Origin of the sequence: uncultured Abiotrophia sp. (genome assembly GCF_963520105.1) — a bacterium.
Taxonomy (GTDB): domain Bacteria; phylum Bacillota; class Bacilli; order Lactobacillales; family Aerococcaceae; genus Abiotrophia.
In genome coordinates, this window is record NZ_CAUQPN010000008.1 from 88132 (window position 1) to 105001 (window position 16870).

Here is a 16870-nt window from a genome sequence, read left to right on the forward strand (position 1 = left end):
CTAAAGATCTTTGATGGCCTAAATATATTAAAATAACCCCAAAAGTTGGGTAATTAATCCAACCTTTGGGGTATAGTTAAGCATATTTACGGCCTAGATTACATATGCACCTTAGATTCTAGGTAGCTATAACTGGAGTTAGCCGTTTTTCATTTTGTATTTGCATCGGGAAAAGGAATTAGTGGACCACTAGCACCTAGTTATTCTACCTTTTTAGTGGCTTTTCGGCACTTCCCGGCCTAGCCAGTGGTCCACTCGACGGAGTGGACCACTAGCTCCTTACTTTTCTACCTTTTTAGTAGCTTTTCGGCACTTCTTGGCCTAGCCAGTGGTCCACTCAACAAAGTGGACCACTAGCTCCCTACTTTTCTACCTTTTTAGTAGCTTTTCGGCACTTCTTGGCCTAGCCAGTGGTCCACTCGACGGAGTGGACCACTGGCTCCTTACTTTTCTGCCTTTTTAGTAGCTTTTCGGCACTTCTTGGCCCAGCCAGTGGTCCACTCGGCCGAGTGGACCACTGGCGCCAAACGAGTCACTTGCTCTTAGCTCCGATAGGTCACACCAGGTGTCAGGCAGTCTTCTAGAATGGCGCGTACATCTTTCGCTGCGAGTGGCACATAGCTAGCCGTCAGGCGGGGCGCCACGCGTTCTGAGATGACATCGAATTTGGCGTCATCGATGCCGACTTCTGGCAGGGTCATAGGCAGGTGGGCCAGGTCTTCGAAGAACTGATAGGTAGCTTCGATGCCGGCCTTAGCCATTTGGTATTTATCGGCCTGCTCGGGTACTAGCCAGACGGTGCGGGCATAGTGGGCGAAGCGGTCCACTGTCTGGTCATTGAGGACATAGGCCATCCAACGCGGGGTCAGAATAGCTAGGCCGACTGCGTGGGTAATGTCATAGTAGGCCGACAGCAGATGTTCAATCGCGTGGCAGGTCCAGGCACCGGCCCGGCCTTTGGAGGTCAGGCCGTTGAGAGCCATGGTGGAAGCCCACATAAGGTTGGCCCGGGCCTCGTAGTCATCAGGGTTAGCCAGCGCGACCGGCAGATAACGGATGCAGCAAGACAGAATGGCCTCGGCTAGGCGTTCTTGGATGAAGGCTTCTTGATGTTGGAAATAATTCTCGAAGGTATGGGACATAATATCGGCGGTCCCGGCGGCCGTCTGATAGGCTGAGACCGTGAAGGTGTAGGACGGGTCGCAAATCGAAGCGTAAGGATAGAGGACATAGGCGCCGGTCCCCTTCTTATCATCTGTCTCGAAATTCGTAATGACCGCCCCCGTATTCATCTCGGTCCCGGTCGCTGACAGGGTCAAGACATCAATCAAAGGCAGGGCTTGGCTAATCTTGCTTGGATCTAGCACTAGTTCCCAGGCATCCCCGTCATAGCAAGCTGCCGCCGCAATAACCTTGGAGCAGTCAATGGTAGAGCCACCCCCTACGGCCAGGATGACGTCAATGTCGTGCTCCTTACAGAGGGCTGCCCCCTGACGAACGGACTCAATGCGGGGATTAGGTTCTACGCCAGCTAGTTCCACAATTTGGCAGTCAGACAAAAGATCCAAAATCCTATCATAGAGGCCTATCTTCTTAATAGAGCCCCCACCGTAGACTAGGAGAACGCGCCGGCCCTTGGCCTTGACTAGTTCCGGCAGATGGGCGATTTGGCCCCGGCCGAAGTAGAGCTTGGTCGGAATGTCGTAAATAAAGTTATCCATAAATTTCTTCCTTTCTATGGTAAAGCTAGGGGGAATGTAAATAAGGAAGCTAGGCTGGCAAGCTCAGTTTGCCTACCAAGTCAATTTGAAGCAAGTCTCGCTCAGGGCGGCCTGGTCTGGCGTCAGGACAATCGAGCCCATATCGGGATGGTGAGGGGCGTCAGGCGCCACCTGGGTTTCGAAGCTGACACCGATATAAGGCACCTGCTCCTTGCCACCTAGGATAAAGCCTGGCAGTTGGTGGTTATGGGTATAGATGACCGCGCATGGCCGGTCGGTCCAAACCTTGACCTGGCGACCGCTAGCCGGTTCGATTAAAGTGCCCTGAGGGGCGTCTTCCTGGCCATGGCCCAAGGCGTGAGCCTGGCCGACTGGCACCGGGGCATCTAAGACATAGGCATGGTCTAGCCCCTTGCCTCGGATGGCCAACTGCTCTTCCTGGGTGTGGCGGTCAATGACCTGGCCTAGGGTCTGGTTCGCTAAACGCAAGTCCAAGCCTGGATGCTGATCCAAGGCCCAAGTCCCCCCTAGGGGCAGGCCGGCTGGGGTCAGCGGAATCATGTGGCTGGCCTCAACTTGTAAGATATGGTTAGTGATGGGCGCTTGAGCATTGCCGTTGAGGTTGAAGTAAACATGGTTGGTCGGGTTCCAATAGCTAGGCGCATCGATGCTAGCCTCATAGCGAACGGTCCAGCAATTGTCCTGGTCCAGGCTATGGATGACCCGGGCTGACAAGTTACCTGGATAGCCATTGTGGCCGGCTGGGTCCACTAGGCTGAAGATGACCGAGACTTGATCCGCCCCCTCTTCAATTTCATAGTCCCAGTTAGCCAGATCCAAACCTTCTGGTCCTCCATGCAAATGGGTGGATCCTTCGTTAGGCGTCAAGGCCAAGGCTTGCTGCCCTAGACTCAAAGGCTCAGGCCCAATCCGGCCGGCTACCCGGCCCACTGTGGCCCCATAATAGGTATGGTAGCGGGCTTCTTGGTCTAAATCACTTAAACTGAGGATCAAGGATTCTCGACCATTTTTGCCAGGAATTGATAAATCACTAATGCGGGCACCCAGGGTGCAGAAGCTTGCCCGTAAGCCCTGCTTATTTTCTACCAGAATTTCCGTGACTTTTTTATCTGTAAAATTTTTTGATATTTCCTTTACATACATCTTGAATTCCTCCGTTAAACCGTTTACAATATAACTATACCACTTTTTAGCACCATGAGACAACAGCAAAAATCATGGAACTTGGCCTGCTAACCAATATTTTGGAGAAGTTTAATTAAAATTTAATGGGAAACTCAATGGTACGGGTTCCATTTTTAATTTAAATGGTGTATTATTATAGTAGAACATTGCACGTTCGCTCAAAAACAGAAAGGAGATTGCTTTTTATGTATATTTCGAATGTAAATTCTGCATCAGTCAAGCTAACTTCGATTACAACTCAGCAATTACCTGCCAACGAGCATCACAAAATAGCATCAGAAGATTTATTAATTTTCTATGTTAACAAAGGCGCGGGTATTTGTCACTCAGAATATGAACAACACGAGATTAAGAAGCGTGATGTCATTATCCTGAACCCAGGCACCACCATTACCCTTGATCCAATTCGGAAGATTGACTGGATCTGCATTGCCCTATCCGGCGTTGTCTTCACTTCCTCTCAGGAAGCCAACTCTAGCTCACAATTATTTGTGGCATCCCATCCTAACCCAACTCTCAAGTACTACTTGGACTTGGCTCTGATTGAAGAGTCCAACCGTTTCCGCGGTTCCGACCTCATCATGAAAAAGTTGATTGAGTGTGTGATGATTCATCTCTTACGTCACAACGAATTATCAATCAAGGACGCCAGCCTCCAAGCTAAGCATAATGAGATTGACGTGCTCCAAAATTATATCCGCAAGAACTACTCTAAGAAGATTACCTTGGAAGAGTTGTCTGACTTGGTGGATATCAATAAATACTACCTCATTCGTCTCTTCAAGCAACAAACTGGCTTGTCACCAATTGACTACCTGATTCACGTTCGCTTAGAAGAAGCAGAGAAGCTATTGGCTAAGTCTAACATTACCGTCTCTGATATCTCAGACCGGGTTGGCTTCCACTCACCTTCTCACTTCTCCAAGACCTTCAAGGAGAACAACCACTGTACGCCTTCCCAATACCGCAAACGCTACTCAGCTAACACGGTGCCATTATAAGGCTACTCATTTTGACTTTTATCCCTGCTGCGGCAGGGATTTTTTTATGCCACAAATACAAGAAGAGCGCCCGACTAAGTCGGGCGCCCTTTGCCTAGGCTTAATTAGTTGCTGGCGCCAGAAGTAGCGTCAGCTTGTCCGCCGCCACCGTGGCTGTCTGGCGCATCAGAAGCACCAGAAGTCGCATCGGCATGGCCGCCACCGTGTGGGCCAGGGGCCACACTGCCGTTACCGCCAACGAGGCGTTGACCAGTTGATTTTAAGTACCAGTCTAACCATGGTTGGAAGTTGAAGACAATCTCGTTGATCCCAGCGTAAGACCCATCTGGATAGTACATAGCTTGGTAGTTGTGGGTGTTAATAACCCCTTCAGGTGAACCCGGTACGATAGTCCGTACGTATTCTTGGTCCCCGTTACGGAGAACCCCAACTACCCACTCAACGTTCTTCATCCGCGCAGCAGGCAAGGAGTTGTGAACGGTTGATAAACGGCTACCTGATTGAGATGGAACGCGTTTAGCGAACATGGTGTTAGGATCTTGGTGAGCGTTGTTATAGTAGAGGAATTGGTTGTTATCATCGGCATAAGTCAACTCGAAAGGCATGGCCTTAAGGAACATGTCGATTTGGTTAACGGTCAGAATCCCGTGGTCTAACTTGACGTAAGTATCGCCAGAAACTGCCCCTACAAGCTCAGCTGCTTTTTCTACCCATTCTGGATCATCTGGATCCACCCCTTGGATGGTAGTCGCGATTGGGTTAGTTACATCTAAGTCTTCAGGTTCGATTGGTTTTGGTTTCTTCAATTTAGAAACAACCTCCACATACTTAACGAAGTTATCCAAGCAGGAGCCTAAGAACTTAACCGTGCCTTCGTTGGTGATGTTACCGTTCAAGTCGAAGGCTTCTTTGGCTTTACCTAATAGGAATTCATTCCCTGGTAAGGTATAAGCGTTAACCCCTGGTGCGTCCAAGATCTTGCGTAGGTGAACTTGAGCACGTGAAGTCCCTTGGTCATGGTAGGAAGCCCCTACGATCATGACAGGTTTGCTTTCAAATGGGTGTACTTCATAAGACAACCATTCCAAGACATTCTTCAAAGCTGCGGTAATGGTGTGGTTGTGTTCTGGGGTTGCGATGATGACCCCATCCGCACGTGTGATTTTGTTGTAAAGCAAGCGAAGCTGGAAGCTATCGTCCCATTTGCTTTCTTGATTGAAGAGCGGTACTTCATCAATTTCCAACACTTCTAATTCGAATTTGAGTTTGAATTCCCGGCGGATAAACTCTAATAATTTACGGTTATAGGATTGTTCAGCGTTTGAACCAACAAGTCCGACAAATTTCATAGTTTTCTTCCCTTCTCGTCACGTATGTTATAGGTTTTCCCAGTCAAAGTTTTCCGCTTCTTTGTGGAGCAGATCTTGCGCGCTTTTTAGCTTTTGCGTAATCTTAACGAATAAACGGAAATCATCGAAGATGGCGTCTAATTTCTTAATGGTGTCTAGGTCAATTAGGTTGCCCTTCTTGTCAAAGGCCTGTAAGGAGTGTGACAAGAGGAATTCTGAACCAGGCATGACGTTAGCCTTCAATTCTGGGGAGTCCAGGATTTGGCGTAATTGTAATTGAGCCCGTGAAGAACCTAAGGTCCCGTAAGAAGCCCCAGTAATCATAACTGGTTTATTCAAGAGTGGGTAAATCCCATAAGACAGCCAAGCTAAGGCGCTCATTAAGACCGCTGGAATGGCGTGGTCGTATTCAGGTGTCCCGATAATAACCCCATCAGCTGCGTCAATTTTAGCGGCAATTTCCTTAACGATTTCTGGAACTTGCTTATCAGCTGGTTTGTTGAAGAGTGGGATATCTTGAATCTCAACGAGTTCGATTTCTGCCTTATCAGCAAAATGCTTCTGCATGTATTGAAGCAAACGACGGTTAGTGGAACGTTGGAAGTTAGTCCCAACAAGTGCAATAAATTTTGTCATAAGTGTTCCTCTCTATACTTAGAATGTTCAGTCTCGCTTGAGACCGGAAGTATGGTAGATGTGTTGGTCTTGGGTGACTAAGACAGCCTCTAGACCGGTTTGAGCCTCGACCTGGGCCAGGATATCCGCTGGCATGTCGCCGAAGAGGCGGGTTGTCCAGATTTCGCAATCGACGGAATGCTGGGCAATAATGGTCAGGCTGGCAATGGGGCTAGTCATAGGATAACCCGTCTGGCGATCCAGTATGTGGTGGTAGGTCTGACCTCCGCGCGATAGGGTCCGCTCATAGATGCCTGAGGTCACCACCGATTGGTCCACAATAGGTAGGACCATGAGGTGTTGGCCCCGTGCCGCCAAGGGATTCTGAATACCAATTTGCCAAGCTTGCTGCCGGTCTTGATTCTGGCCAATGGTCAGAATATTACCGCCTAAGTCAATCAAGGCTGATTGGACACCCTGCGCTAACAAGAAATCCTTAAGACGGTCCGCAATATAACCTTTGGCTAGGGCGCCAAGGTCTAGCTTCATGCCGGGCAAGGCCAGCTGGACTGCCAACTTGTCCTCATCCATGAGGATATTGGCTGGGTCCGTGAGAGCCAAGGCCACTTGAATTTCCTGTGGGCTTGGGACGCGGGCATCTTTAAAGCCAATCCGCCAGATTTGGACCAAGGGCCCTATGGCGATATTGAGATGGCTACCAGGGGCTAGGCTGTGGGTCCGTCCCAGTTGAATGAGCTCGAAGAGCTCGGGATGGACGGTCACCGGGGCCAAGCCTGCTTGCAGGTTGACCTGCATGAGCTCCGAGCGCGCATCATTGGCACTAAAGCGCATATTATAGGTATGTAGACGTTCTTCCACCGCATCGAGGAGGCTCGGATCTTCCGAGTCTGCCAGTGAAATGGCGATTGTCGCACCCATCAAATGAATGACACGTTTGATATAAGGCAATTCACCACTCCCCTCCGTGTTATACAAACATCCACCCCTATTATAACACCTCTATAGCGTTTTCACAAGTTATTCTAGAATCAATCCTGAGGGCCAGGCATGGGGCTAAGATGAGGAAAAGCTGACGGTCAGCCTATTGACGAGATTGGGCGGGTGCCTGCCTGTCAAGCAGCCTTCGGGCAAAATTTATGGTGGCTTCTTCCTTAAGTCTTTTAGGCAAAGCAAAACAGTAAACCTTATTCGGTTTACTGTTCTATCTTAGATTTAATAAGTTGGGCCTTGCCTACTGGCGATAGTCTTTTATCTTATCTTCATAGTCCCTTAAGAGATTCTCTGAATAGCGTTTTTCCTTGTCAGAATCTCTGACTTCTTTCCAGAGAATGGCCGCTACTTTCAATTTATTTGAGTAGTGGCCACTATGTTTATCGGCACAAAAATCCTTTAAGAATTGATTCCATTGGCAAACAGCATGATCATACTTGGCATAATCTGATTGGCCGTAATAGACCTTCAGCAAGTCTCGAATTGTAAACTTGCCATCCTGTTCGCTTTTTACTTTCCGCCAGGCAGTCGCCATATCAGCAGTAAATTTAAAGGGCGAGATCCCCGTTACAGCAGCGAAATATTCTCTGAATTTGGCATTAAAGGAAAAACCACATTCAAGTAAGGGGCTATCTAAGCTAATATTTTCAACTTGCTTCTTGACCTTTTTTCTTGGCGATTTCTTAATTAAATTGTCTTTGAAGTAGGCTTCAATAATGTGATTGAGTTCTTGTTTGGTTCCTCTATATTCTAATCCTAAAGACTTGCATATCTGTGAAATTTCCTCACGGTACCAATAGTATTTATTAAACTGGTCAAAGGATGTAATTTTATCAAAGTCAGGTCTAGTTTCCATCAATTTGTTAGCTCCTCAACACTTATTTGCTTTTTCGACTCAACAGCATGGCCTTTGACTGACTTTAGGCAAAGGCTTGCAGCATGAGCTTTAGAGGCTGACCACAAAGCGGATGACCCCATCCTTGTAGTGGACGCTAATCTTGCCCCGGTGCAGGCTGACAATGTTTTGGGCCATGGACAGGCCGATGCCGTAGCCTTGGGTGGAACTGGTGCCCCCACCTACTGGCGTCGAGTCTAACTCAGCCCCCTCTTGGCTAACTACTTGGCGGGTGCGGGACTGGTCGGACCGATAGAAGCGGTCGAAGAAGAGTCGGTAGTCCTGACCCTGGCCGGCGGCATAATCGTTGGAGACTGTCAAGACAGCCCGCCCCTTTCTAAGCCAAGGCTTGTAATTGGCCAACTGCAGTCGCACAGTGCCCTGAGGGTCGCAGTACTTGCGGGCATTGTCCAGGAGGATGCTGACCAACTCATAGAGGTCGTCAGGCACCCCTTGCAGGCTGATGCCTTCTTGAATGTCGGCCTCGTAATGCAGGCCTTCTTGCTCCCAGAGGGCCGACATGTTGTGTGAGACCCGCTGGACCAGTTGGCTAAAGTCTACCGTAACAGGCGCCTGGTCCTTGCGTTCTTCTAGCCGAGCCAGGCGGATTAATTTAGCGATCAAATGATCTAAGCGGTCGACCTGATCCTTGGTGCTCTGGGTCCACTCCGTCTCGCCGGTTAAGAGCTCCTGCAGTTCATTATTGGCTGCAATGACCGCCAGCGGCGTCTTGAGCTCATGCCCGGCATTGGTAATGAAGGAGCGTTGCTTGTCGTAATTGCGGACAAAGGGCCGGATGGCCAGGCCTGAGAAGATGGTCACCACCACCACAAAGGCCAGCCAGCTGATGGCTGCGATTTGGATAGAGAGGACCAAGAGGGCCCAACGGTCGCGGAAGGCCTGAGTGGTCTCGAAGAAGACGACTAGGCGTTCCGTCTCGGAGACGGGACTAATGCGATAGGAGAAGTAGCGCCCATCTTCTTCCAGGTAACCCCGATCACGGAAGGATTGCAGGCCCGACTGATCCACAAAGCCTTGAATTTGTTCCGAGGTCAGGTGGTTGGCCGTGCCCGGGTTGATGATGGCCTCGTTGGCCTTGATGCGGGCGCTAAAGTAGTTAAAGTTATAGAGGGTCCCCTGGCTGACAAACTGGCGGTCAAAGGTCTGGCGGTTCTCATTGGTGTCGGGGATGGTACCGTTATTTTCCGTCAACAAGTCTAGCACGGCCTGAATATCGTGCTCGGTCTGCAGGTAGCGGACCGTGTTAATGACGCCGACTAGGGTCATGAGGATGAGGGTAATAGCCAGAGTCGTAATGGCGATAAATTGGAAACGTAGCTTGCGGAACATGGCTAGTCGCCCCCTTCCAGGCTCTGGCTAGGCTCAGTCGGCGCGGCTTCCACTAGCAACTGGTAGGGACCACTTGGCTGACCCACAATCTGGAGATTGGAGCGGATGCTGAGTAGCTTTTGGACCAAGTAGGCCAAGTAGACATTGACTAGTTCATAGTCGGCTGGGCCCGGCTCACCAGCCCAGACATGGTCATAGATATAGGTCTGGGACAGGGCCTTGCCTGGATTCTTCATGAGCAGGGCTAGGAGCTTGGCTTCCTTGCCGGCCAGACGAATGGCGTTGTTGGCTGACACTTCCATTTCTTCTAGCTTGAGTTGGGTGTTGCCTAGGGCCAGTTGTGGCGCCTCATAGTGGTCCACCCGGCGGGACATAGACCGCAGGCGGGCCAGGAGTTCTTTGAGTGAAAATGGCTTGGTCAGATAGTCGTCGGCTCCGGCATCCAGGCCGGTCACCCGGTCGTCGACTTCGGCCATGGCCGTCAGCATAATGACGTGATTGGTGTGGCCACTGGCCCGAATTTCCTTGAGGGCTTCAATGCCGTCCTTGACTGGCATCATAATGTCCAGAATCATGAGGTCATAGACCGTCTGCTGGGCCAGTTGGACCGCTTGCTGGCCGTCCTTGGCCCAGTCTACCTGATAACCTTCATGGGCTAAGGCCGTCATCACGACCCGGGCCAATTGTTGTTCATCTTCAGCTAGCAGGATCCGCATGGACCTCACCCCCTTGGATTAAGTGTCGAATGGTCTGCATGGTCAAATCACAGGAGGCCAGCTCGTCGGCGCAGCGTTTGAGCTCGCGACTGATGCGCTCCGGATTGGCAATATCATGTTTGTACTTCATCTGATGCTCTAGGCTAGCCCAGGAATCCATGGCGATGGTTCTGAGCTGAACCTCGATATAATAACGACCCGGCGTCTGCCCCTGACAATCCGGATAGTCGGTCTCTACCTCTAAAATGACATGGTAGGAGCGGTAACCATTGGGCTTAACTTGGCTGATATAGTCCTTCTCCTCCACTACCTCATAGCCGGCTTCCTGACGCAGGCGGTCGACTAGGTTATAAATATCTTCGACAAAGCCCGTGACAATTCGGACGCCAATAGCATCGCGAATAACCTTAAGGGCTGACTGCGACGTCTGTTCTAGGCCTTTGCGCTGGCACTTGTCTCGCATCGAGTCCTCAGCCTTGACCCGGTAAATCAGATGCTCATAGAGCTTGAAACCCGTGGCGGCCTTGTTCTCCTTATTATAGTCTTCCAGTTTGTTAATCAAGTCTTGCATAATAGGCGCTAGGTAGGCCCCGTATTCGCCGTATATTTCCTCATGTGACATGCCGTCACCTCCTCGCAAAGCTTCTTGCCCCTATTATAACATCTCACCCGCCTTTTGTGGTTTACAACACATTTTCTTCTAAGAAATTTACATCTTAAGATAAATCGTGCTTAGGCTAGCCGGAGGAACTTGCTAGTAGCTAGCAATTTTCTGCTAATGAGCTTGGGCTAGATTAGCCGACGAGCTTGCCTGATTTTGACTCCTAGCTGATCCCAGCCAGTCCATCTTTCTGCCTATCCATGGACTGGCACCGGGAAAATCACCACTATACATCTCTTTTCCCTGCAAGCTTGCCCTGCCAGTCCATTGTTCCACCAATCCATGGACTGGCACACAGACACCTAACTTACGGGCCGGTTTGGCGCCTTTTCCTGGGTTTCCGACCTAGCTAGTGGTCCACTCTTCAAAGTGGTCCACTGGCTCACGGCTTCTACCCCGGTTTGAGCCCTTTTCCTTGCTTTCCGACCCAGCTAGTGGTCCACTCTCCAAAGTGGTCCACTGGCTCTCAGCTTTCTCCCCGGTTTGAGCCCTTTTTCTGGGTTTCCGGCCCAGCCAGTGGTCCACTCTCAAAAGTGGGCCACTAGCTCACAACTTTCTCCTCAGTTTGCACCCTTTTACCAGGTTTCCGGCCCAGCTAGTGGTCCACTCTCAAAAGTGGGCCACTAGCTCGCGGCTTCTACCCCAGTTTGGGCCCTTTTGCCCTATTTCCGACCCAGCTAGTGGTCCACTCTTCAAAGTGGGCCACTAGCTCGCGGCTTCCACCCCGGTTTGAGCCCTTTTCCTGGGTTTCCGGCCCAGCTAGTGGTCCACTCGACAAAGTGGGCCACTGGCTCTCAGCTTTCTCCCCGTTTTGGACCCTTTTACCAGGCTTCCGGCCTAGCTAGTGGTCCACTCGACAAAGTGGACCACTAGCTCACAGCCTTCTCCTCGGTTTGGCTCTATTTCTAAGTTCCCCAACCCATTTCCACACAAAAAAGCAGGGAAGCTACTTCCCTGCTTACTGACTTTACTTTAGTCGATTTCTAGGCCGCCGGTGTAGAGGCGGTAGTAAGTGCCTCGCTCGGCCATGAGAGAGGCGTGGTTGCCGCGTTCGATAATGCGGCCGTGGTCCATGACCATGATGACGTCAGAGTTGACGATGGTAGACAGACGATGGGCGATTACGAAGACGGTGCGGCCGGCCATGAGACGGTCCAGGCCTTCTTGCACCATTTTTTCGGTCCGCGAGTCGATGGATGAGGTGGCCTCGTCCAGAATGAGGACGGGCGCGTCAGCCAAGGCCGCACGGGCAATGGCAATCAGCTGGCGTTGGCCGTTGGAGAGGCCGGCCCCGTCGTCCGTCAGCATGGTTTCATAGCCCTGATCCAGGTGCTTGACGAAGGAATCGACGTTGGCGATGCGAGCCGCCTCCAGAATCTCCTCGCGACTGGCGTCTTCTCGGCCGTAAGCGATATTTTCCGCAATGGTCCCGGTAAAGAGGTGGGTATCCTGCAAGACGATGCCCAGAGACTTACGCAGGGAGTCCTTGTCAATCAGCTTGACGTCGACACCGTCATAGGTAATAGAGCCTGACTGGATATCGTAAAAGCGATTAATCAAGTTAGTAATGGTGGTCTTACCGGCCCCAGTTGCCCCGACGAAGGCCACCTTCTGACCCTTATCAGCGTAGAGCTGGATGTCATGCAAGATCTGCTTCTTGCCATCATAAGAGAAGTCTACATTGTTGAAGACCACATTCCCTACCAAAGGCGCCAACTCGTATTGGCCTTGTGGACGCGGATGTTTCCAAGCCCAGCGGTTAGTCTTCTGATCAGTGACAACTAGCTTACCGTCGACTTCTTCTACATTAACCAGGCTTACCTTCCCTTGGTTGACTTCAGGCTCCTCATCTAGCAAATTGAAGATGCGGTCTGCCCCAGCCGATGCCATGAGGACAAAGTTAAGCTGTTGAGAGACCTGGGAAATCGGCCCGATAAAGGAACGGTTGAGTTGCAGGAAGGACATAAGGCCCCCAATGGTCAGGCCGCCTACGCCATTCAGGGCCATAAAGCCCCCGGCAATGGAAGTCAGGACGAAGGAGACGTTACCCAAGTTCCCTAAGATTGGCATAAGGACGTTAGAGAAGCGGTTGGCCAGGTAGGAAGATTGGAAGAGTTGCTCGTTAATTTGGTCGAAGGCTTCAATGCTGGCTGCTTCATGGACAAAGGCCTTGATGACCTTCTGCCCAGACATCATTTCTTCAATAAAGCCATTCTCAATCCCTAAATTCTTCTGTTGCTCGCCAAAATAGCGACCAGACTTGCTGGAAACGGTCTTGATGACCCAGACCATAATGGCCAACATGACCGCCACCACTAAGAAGAGCAAGGGACTGACTACCAACATGGAGATCGTGACCCCGATCATGGTGATAGCAGACGAGAAGAGCTGGGGAATTGACTGCTCGATAGCCTGACGCAGCGCGTCGATATCGTTGGTATAAATAGACATAATATCCCCATGAGGATGGGTGTCAAAATACTTAACTGGTAGCTTCTGCATGCGCTCAAAGAGTTGATTACGTAGGGAACGCAAGGCATCCTGAGAGATGGTAGCCATCATAATGGAGAAGCCGTAGTTGGCCATGACCCCAACTAAACAGAAGAGGGCTAAGCCCAACAAGAAGTCACGCAGAGGCCCAAAGTCACTAGAGCCCGTCTGCAACATAGGCTGGATGAAATTGTCAACCAAGGAGCGGATAGAACTGGTCAAGTTAACGGTCACTAGGGCTGATATAACAATCAGGACAGCGGAGACTAGGAGGACCCACTTGTAGTCCTGCCACATGAATTTGAGGAGTCGGACAATGGAAGTCCAATCGCCACGTCTTTTCTTATTCTCCATCTGAGGCCGCCTCCTTTCCTTGGGTTTGCATTTGATAGACTTCTTGATAGATAGCGTTGCTTGCTAGCAGCTGCTCATGATTGCCAATGGCATCGATTTTGCCGTCATTCAAGACCACAATGCGGTCGGCCTCTTGAATAGATGAAATCCGCTGACCGATAATGAGCTTGGTGGTCTCCTTAAGACTAGTAGCCAAGCCCTGACGAATCAGACTGTCGGTCTTGGTATCCACGGCCGAGGTGGAGTCATCCAGAATCAGAATCTTAGGATTCATGAGCAAGGCGCGGGCAATACAGAGCCGTTGGCGCTGACCACCAGACACGTTAGCCCCGCCACGTTCAATCATGGTGTCGTAACCATCCTTGAACTCGGAGATAAATTCGTGGGCCTGAGCCAGCTTGCAGGCTGCTTCGATTTCGGCGTCAGTGGCATCCTTCTTACCCCAGCGCATATTTTCCTTAATAGTCCCGGAAAAGAGCACATTGGTCTGCAGGACCATGGCCACTTGGCGCCGCAGGCTATCAAGGTTGTAGTCGCGGACATCCTGTCCCCCAACCTTGACAGCACCGGCTTCCGCATCGTAGAGACGCGGAATGAGTTGAACCAGGCTGGATTTACCAGACCCGGTCCCGCCTAGAATCCCGATAACCTCACCAGACTGAATGCTGAGGTTGATGCCTTCTAAAACATGGGCCTTGTCACCATTTTCATCCGTATAGGCAAAGCTGACCTCTTGGAATTCAATACTGCCATCAGCCACTTGAGTCAAGCCATTTTCAGGCGAGACAATGGTAGACTGGGTCTTGAGGACTTCATTAATCCGTTCAACGGAGGCGATGGATAGGACTAGCATGACGAAAATCATCATGAGCATCATAAGGGACATGAGAATGGTCATGGTGTAAGAGAACATAGAAGTTAATTCCCCGGTTGTCATGTTTCCGACCACAATGAGATGGGCCCCCATCCAAGAAATCATAAGGAAGGAAGCATACATAGACAGCATCATAGCTGGCGTGCTTAAGACGCTGACATTAATAGCCTTCATGAACATGCGGTAAATTCTGCCAGAAGCAGTTTGAAACTTAGTAGTCTCCTGGGCTTCCTTAACATAGGACTTAACCACCCGCATATTGGTGATGTTCTCTTGAATACTACTATTGAGATTATCGTAAGCCTTGAAGACCTCAGTGAAAAGTGGATAGACAATCTTAAGAATGAGGGCTAGTACACTCCCTAAGAATAGGGCTACCCAGACAAAAATCATGGCCATCTGGCCGTTAATGAGGAAGGTCGCCCAGATGGCAAAAATCAAGTTAAGCGGTGCCCGCACGCCCACCCGGATAATCATTTGATAGGAGTTCTGAACGTTGGTCACGTCGGTCATCATACGGGTAACCAGCCCCCCAGAAGAGAAACGGTCAATATTCTCGAAGGAGAAGGACTGAACCTTGGTGAAGAGGGCCTTACGCAAGTTCTTGGCGAAGCCAGCCGAAGCAAAAGCCCCATAGCGAGCAGACTGCATACCACAGAAGAGGGATAAAAAAGCACAGACCAACATGATGCCACCATAAAGGGCCACCTGCTGCATATCCCCCATCTGCACGCCCTTGTCTAAGAGCAGGGCCATGACAAAGGGAATGGAAATCTCGAAAATGACTTCCAAAAACATATAAAAGGATGCTAAGAATGAGGGTTTCTTGTACTCCTTAATCTCAGCAATCAATGACTGAAACATAACTACCTCCTAGTATCGGATACCGAGTATCCCTTCATTAAAATAGAAAAGCCCCTGACAGCCTAGCTGTAGGGAGATCACAAACTATTGTACATACTTATTATATAGAATCTTCCATTCATGTGCAAGAATGGAGGCAAGACCATAAAAAAAAGAGCAGCTCAAGCTGCTCTAGTATGCAAGCGGGTGACGAGAATCGAACTCGCGACGACAGCATGGGAAGCTGTAGTTTTACCACTAAACTACACCCGCATGGCGGTCCCGACGGGATTTGAACCCGCGATCTCCTGCGTGACAGGCAGGCATGTTAACCCCTACACCACGGAACCTATTGCGGGGGCAGGACTCGAACCTGCGACCTTCGGGTTATGAGCCCGACGAGATGCCAACTTCTCCACCCCGCGATGATATTAAGGAGGATAAGGGATTCGAACCCTTGCACGCTTTTACACGCCTGACGGTTTTCAAGACCGTTCCCTTCAGCCGGACTTGGGTAATCCTCCGAGATAATATAATGATCCGTACGGGATTCGAACCCGTGTTACCGCCGTGAAAGGGCGGTGTCTTAACCACTTGACCAACGGACCAGCTAAGTTAAGGCAATAAAAAGAACGGAGAAGGAGGGATTTGAACCCTCGCGCCGGTTTACCCGACCTACACCCTTAGCAGGGGCGCCTCTTCAGCCTCTTGAGTACTTCCCCACCATTCTAATATTTTATTGCAATGGGCCTAAATGGACTCGAACCATCGACCTCACCCTTATCAGGGGTGCGCTCTAACCAGCTGAGCTATAGGCCCTTCATTATATAAAGTTAAGCGGGTGACGAGAATCGAACTCGCGACAACAGCTTGGAAGGCTGTGGTTTTACCACTAAACTACACCCGCAATATTGCGGAGGCAGGACTCGAACCTGCGACCTTCGGGTTATGAGCCCGACGAGATGCCAACTTCTCCACCCCGCGATGATATTAAGGAGGATAAGGGATTCGAACCCTTGCACGCTTTTACACGCCTGACGGTTTTCAAGACCGTTCCCTTCAGCCGGACTTGGGTAATCCTCCATTATGCCCAAACTGGCAAGAGAATGGACCTTGTAGGACTCGAACCTACGACCGGGCGGTTATGAGCCGCCTGCTCTAACCACCTGAGCTAAAGGTCCATGTCTATAGCGGCGAAGGGGATCGAACCCCTGACCTCCCGGGTATGAACCGGACGCTCTAGCCAGCTGAGCTACACCGCCAATATATAAAAAAATGGAGCCTAGCGGGATCGAACCGCTGACCTCCTGCGTGCAAAGCAGGCGCTCTCCCAGCTGAGCTAAGGCCCCATTATAATATAATCGGGAAGACAGGATTCGAACCTGCGACCCCTTGGTCCCAAACCAAGTGCTCTACCAAGCTGAGCTACTTCCCGTTTATATAATACACCCAGCAGGAGTCGAACCTGCAACCGCTTGATTCGTAGTCAAGTACTCTATCCAATTGAGCTATGGGTGCCTATTCAGTTGTTTTCAAGCCTAAGCTTGAATGCCGAGGACCGGGGTCGAACCGGTACGGGTATCACTACCCGCAGGATTTTAAGTCCTGTGCGTCTGCCAATTCCGCCACCCCGGCAAGGGCCATTATTGGCTAAGCGGAAAACGGGATTCGAACCCGCGACCCCCACCTTGGCAAGGTGATGTTCTACCTCTGAACTATTTCCGCGTGGTGCCGGCTAAAGGACTTGAACCCTCGACCCTCTGATTACAAATCAGATGCTCTAC

12 protein-coding genes and 17 tRNA genes are annotated in these 16870 nt (G+C 50.5%); 1 reads left to right on the top strand and 28 read right to left on the bottom strand.

Going from position 1 to position 16870, the window contains the following annotated elements:
- Positions 1-542: 542 nt before the first annotated feature.
- Together RWO08_RS08140 and RWO08_RS08145 are read right to left on the bottom strand one after the other, a co-directional pair.
- Positions 543-1721, bottom strand: coding sequence for an iron-containing alcohol dehydrogenase (locus RWO08_RS08140; RefSeq protein WP_314211764.1), 1179 nt, complete (start codon positions 1719-1721; stop codon positions 543-545).
- Positions 1722-1793: 72 nt separating this feature from the next.
- The gene (locus tag RWO08_RS08145; protein ID WP_314211765.1) at positions 1794-2885 is read right to left on the bottom strand and encodes an aldose epimerase family protein; all 1092 of its coding nucleotides are present in this window, start codon (positions 2883-2885) and stop codon (positions 1794-1796) included.
- A gap of 227 nt (positions 2886-3112) precedes the next feature.
- Between RWO08_RS08145 and RWO08_RS08150 the strand changes: the two genes are divergently transcribed.
- A complete protein-coding gene (locus RWO08_RS08150; RefSeq protein ID WP_023392450.1) occupies positions 3113-3928 on the top strand; it encodes an AraC family transcriptional regulator in 816 nt (271 codons plus the stop codon).
- Between the two features lie 104 nt (positions 3929-4032).
- On the opposite strand, the gene RWO08_RS08155 is transcribed toward RWO08_RS08150, so the two are convergent.
- From RWO08_RS08155 to RWO08_RS08280, 26 genes are all read right to left on the bottom strand, one after another.
- On the bottom strand, positions 4033-5277 hold the full coding sequence (locus tag RWO08_RS08155) for an NAD(P)H-dependent oxidoreductase (RefSeq protein WP_306487081.1): 1245 nt from the start codon (positions 5275-5277) through the stop codon (positions 4033-4035).
- 27 nt (positions 5278-5304) lie between these two features.
- Entirely contained in the window at positions 5305-5913 is a 609-nt protein-coding gene (locus tag RWO08_RS08160) for an NADPH-dependent FMN reductase (RefSeq protein ID WP_070755753.1), read from the bottom strand.
- A 27-nt stretch (positions 5914-5940) separates the two neighbouring features.
- Positions 5941-6861 (bottom strand): FAD:protein FMN transferase, encoded by a 921-nt coding sequence (locus RWO08_RS08165; RefSeq protein ID WP_314211771.1) that lies wholly within the window; start codon positions 6859-6861, stop codon positions 5941-5943.
- A 283-nt stretch (positions 6862-7144) separates the two neighbouring features.
- Positions 7145-7759, bottom strand: a complete 615-nt coding sequence (locus RWO08_RS08170) for an SAP domain-containing protein (RefSeq protein WP_399495941.1) — start codon at positions 7757-7759, stop codon at positions 7145-7147.
- 90 nt (positions 7760-7849) lie between these two features.
- On the bottom strand, positions 7850-9148 hold the full coding sequence (locus tag RWO08_RS08175; RefSeq protein ID WP_311466926.1) for a HAMP domain-containing sensor histidine kinase: 1299 nt from the start codon (positions 9146-9148) through the stop codon (positions 7850-7852).
- 2 nt (positions 9149-9150) lie between these two features.
- Positions 9151-9864 carry a response regulator transcription factor gene (locus tag RWO08_RS08180; protein WP_291454418.1) on the bottom strand — a complete coding sequence of 238 codons (714 nt, stop codon included), beginning with the start codon at positions 9862-9864 and terminating at the stop codon, positions 9151-9153.
- Positions 9845-10486, bottom strand: a complete 642-nt coding sequence (locus RWO08_RS08185) for a GTP pyrophosphokinase family protein (protein WP_314211767.1) — start codon at positions 10484-10486, stop codon at positions 9845-9847. The genes RWO08_RS08180 and RWO08_RS08185 overlap by 20 nt, the downstream gene beginning before the upstream one ends.
- Positions 10487-11497: 1011 nt before the next feature.
- Complete coding sequence (locus tag RWO08_RS08190) at positions 11498-13369, bottom strand: ABC transporter ATP-binding protein (RefSeq protein ID WP_314211768.1); 1872 nt, start codon at positions 13367-13369, stop codon at positions 11498-11500.
- Positions 13359-15107: an ABC transporter ATP-binding protein gene (locus tag RWO08_RS08195; protein WP_314211769.1), complete on the bottom strand. Its 1749-nt coding sequence runs from the start codon at positions 15105-15107 to the stop codon at positions 13359-13361. The genes RWO08_RS08190 and RWO08_RS08195 overlap by 11 nt, the downstream gene beginning before the upstream one ends.
- Before the next feature lie 181 nt (positions 15108-15288).
- Positions 15289-15359, bottom strand: a tRNA-Gly gene (locus tag RWO08_RS08200).
- A gap of 1 nt (position 15360) precedes the next feature.
- Positions 15361-15436: transfer RNA gene (locus RWO08_RS08205), tRNA-Asp, on the bottom strand.
- 2 nt (positions 15437-15438) lie between these two features.
- Positions 15439-15511: transfer RNA gene (locus tag RWO08_RS08210), tRNA-Met, on the bottom strand.
- 9 nt (positions 15512-15520) lie between these two features.
- Positions 15521-15610 (bottom strand) — tRNA-Ser (locus RWO08_RS08215).
- Between the two features lie 12 nt (positions 15611-15622).
- Positions 15623-15694: transfer RNA gene (locus RWO08_RS08220), tRNA-Glu, on the bottom strand.
- Between the two features lie 25 nt (positions 15695-15719).
- Positions 15720-15808 (bottom strand) — tRNA-Ser (locus RWO08_RS08225).
- 23 nt (positions 15809-15831) lie between these two features.
- Positions 15832-15905 (bottom strand) — tRNA-Ile (locus RWO08_RS08230).
- Between the two features lie 17 nt (positions 15906-15922).
- Positions 15923-15993: transfer RNA gene (locus tag RWO08_RS08235), tRNA-Gly, on the bottom strand.
- A gap of 4 nt (positions 15994-15997) precedes the next feature.
- Positions 15998-16070: transfer RNA gene (locus tag RWO08_RS08240), tRNA-Met, on the bottom strand.
- Between the two features lie 9 nt (positions 16071-16079).
- Positions 16080-16169 (bottom strand) — tRNA-Ser (locus RWO08_RS08245).
- A gap of 24 nt (positions 16170-16193) precedes the next feature.
- Positions 16194-16267: transfer RNA gene (locus tag RWO08_RS08250), tRNA-Ile, on the bottom strand.
- 7 nt (positions 16268-16274) lie between these two features.
- Positions 16275-16348: transfer RNA gene (locus RWO08_RS08255), tRNA-Met, on the bottom strand.
- Between the two features lie 14 nt (positions 16349-16362).
- A tRNA-Ala gene (locus RWO08_RS08260) sits at positions 16363-16435 on the bottom strand.
- 12 nt (positions 16436-16447) lie between these two features.
- Positions 16448-16521 (bottom strand) — tRNA-Pro (locus RWO08_RS08265).
- Positions 16522-16530: 9 nt separating this feature from the next.
- Positions 16531-16604 (bottom strand) — tRNA-Arg (locus tag RWO08_RS08270).
- A 31-nt stretch (positions 16605-16635) separates the two neighbouring features.
- A tRNA-Leu gene (locus RWO08_RS08275) sits at positions 16636-16721 on the bottom strand.
- A gap of 18 nt (positions 16722-16739) precedes the next feature.
- A tRNA-Gly gene (locus RWO08_RS08280) sits at positions 16740-16811 on the bottom strand.
- Positions 16812-16870: the final 59 nt, after the last annotated feature.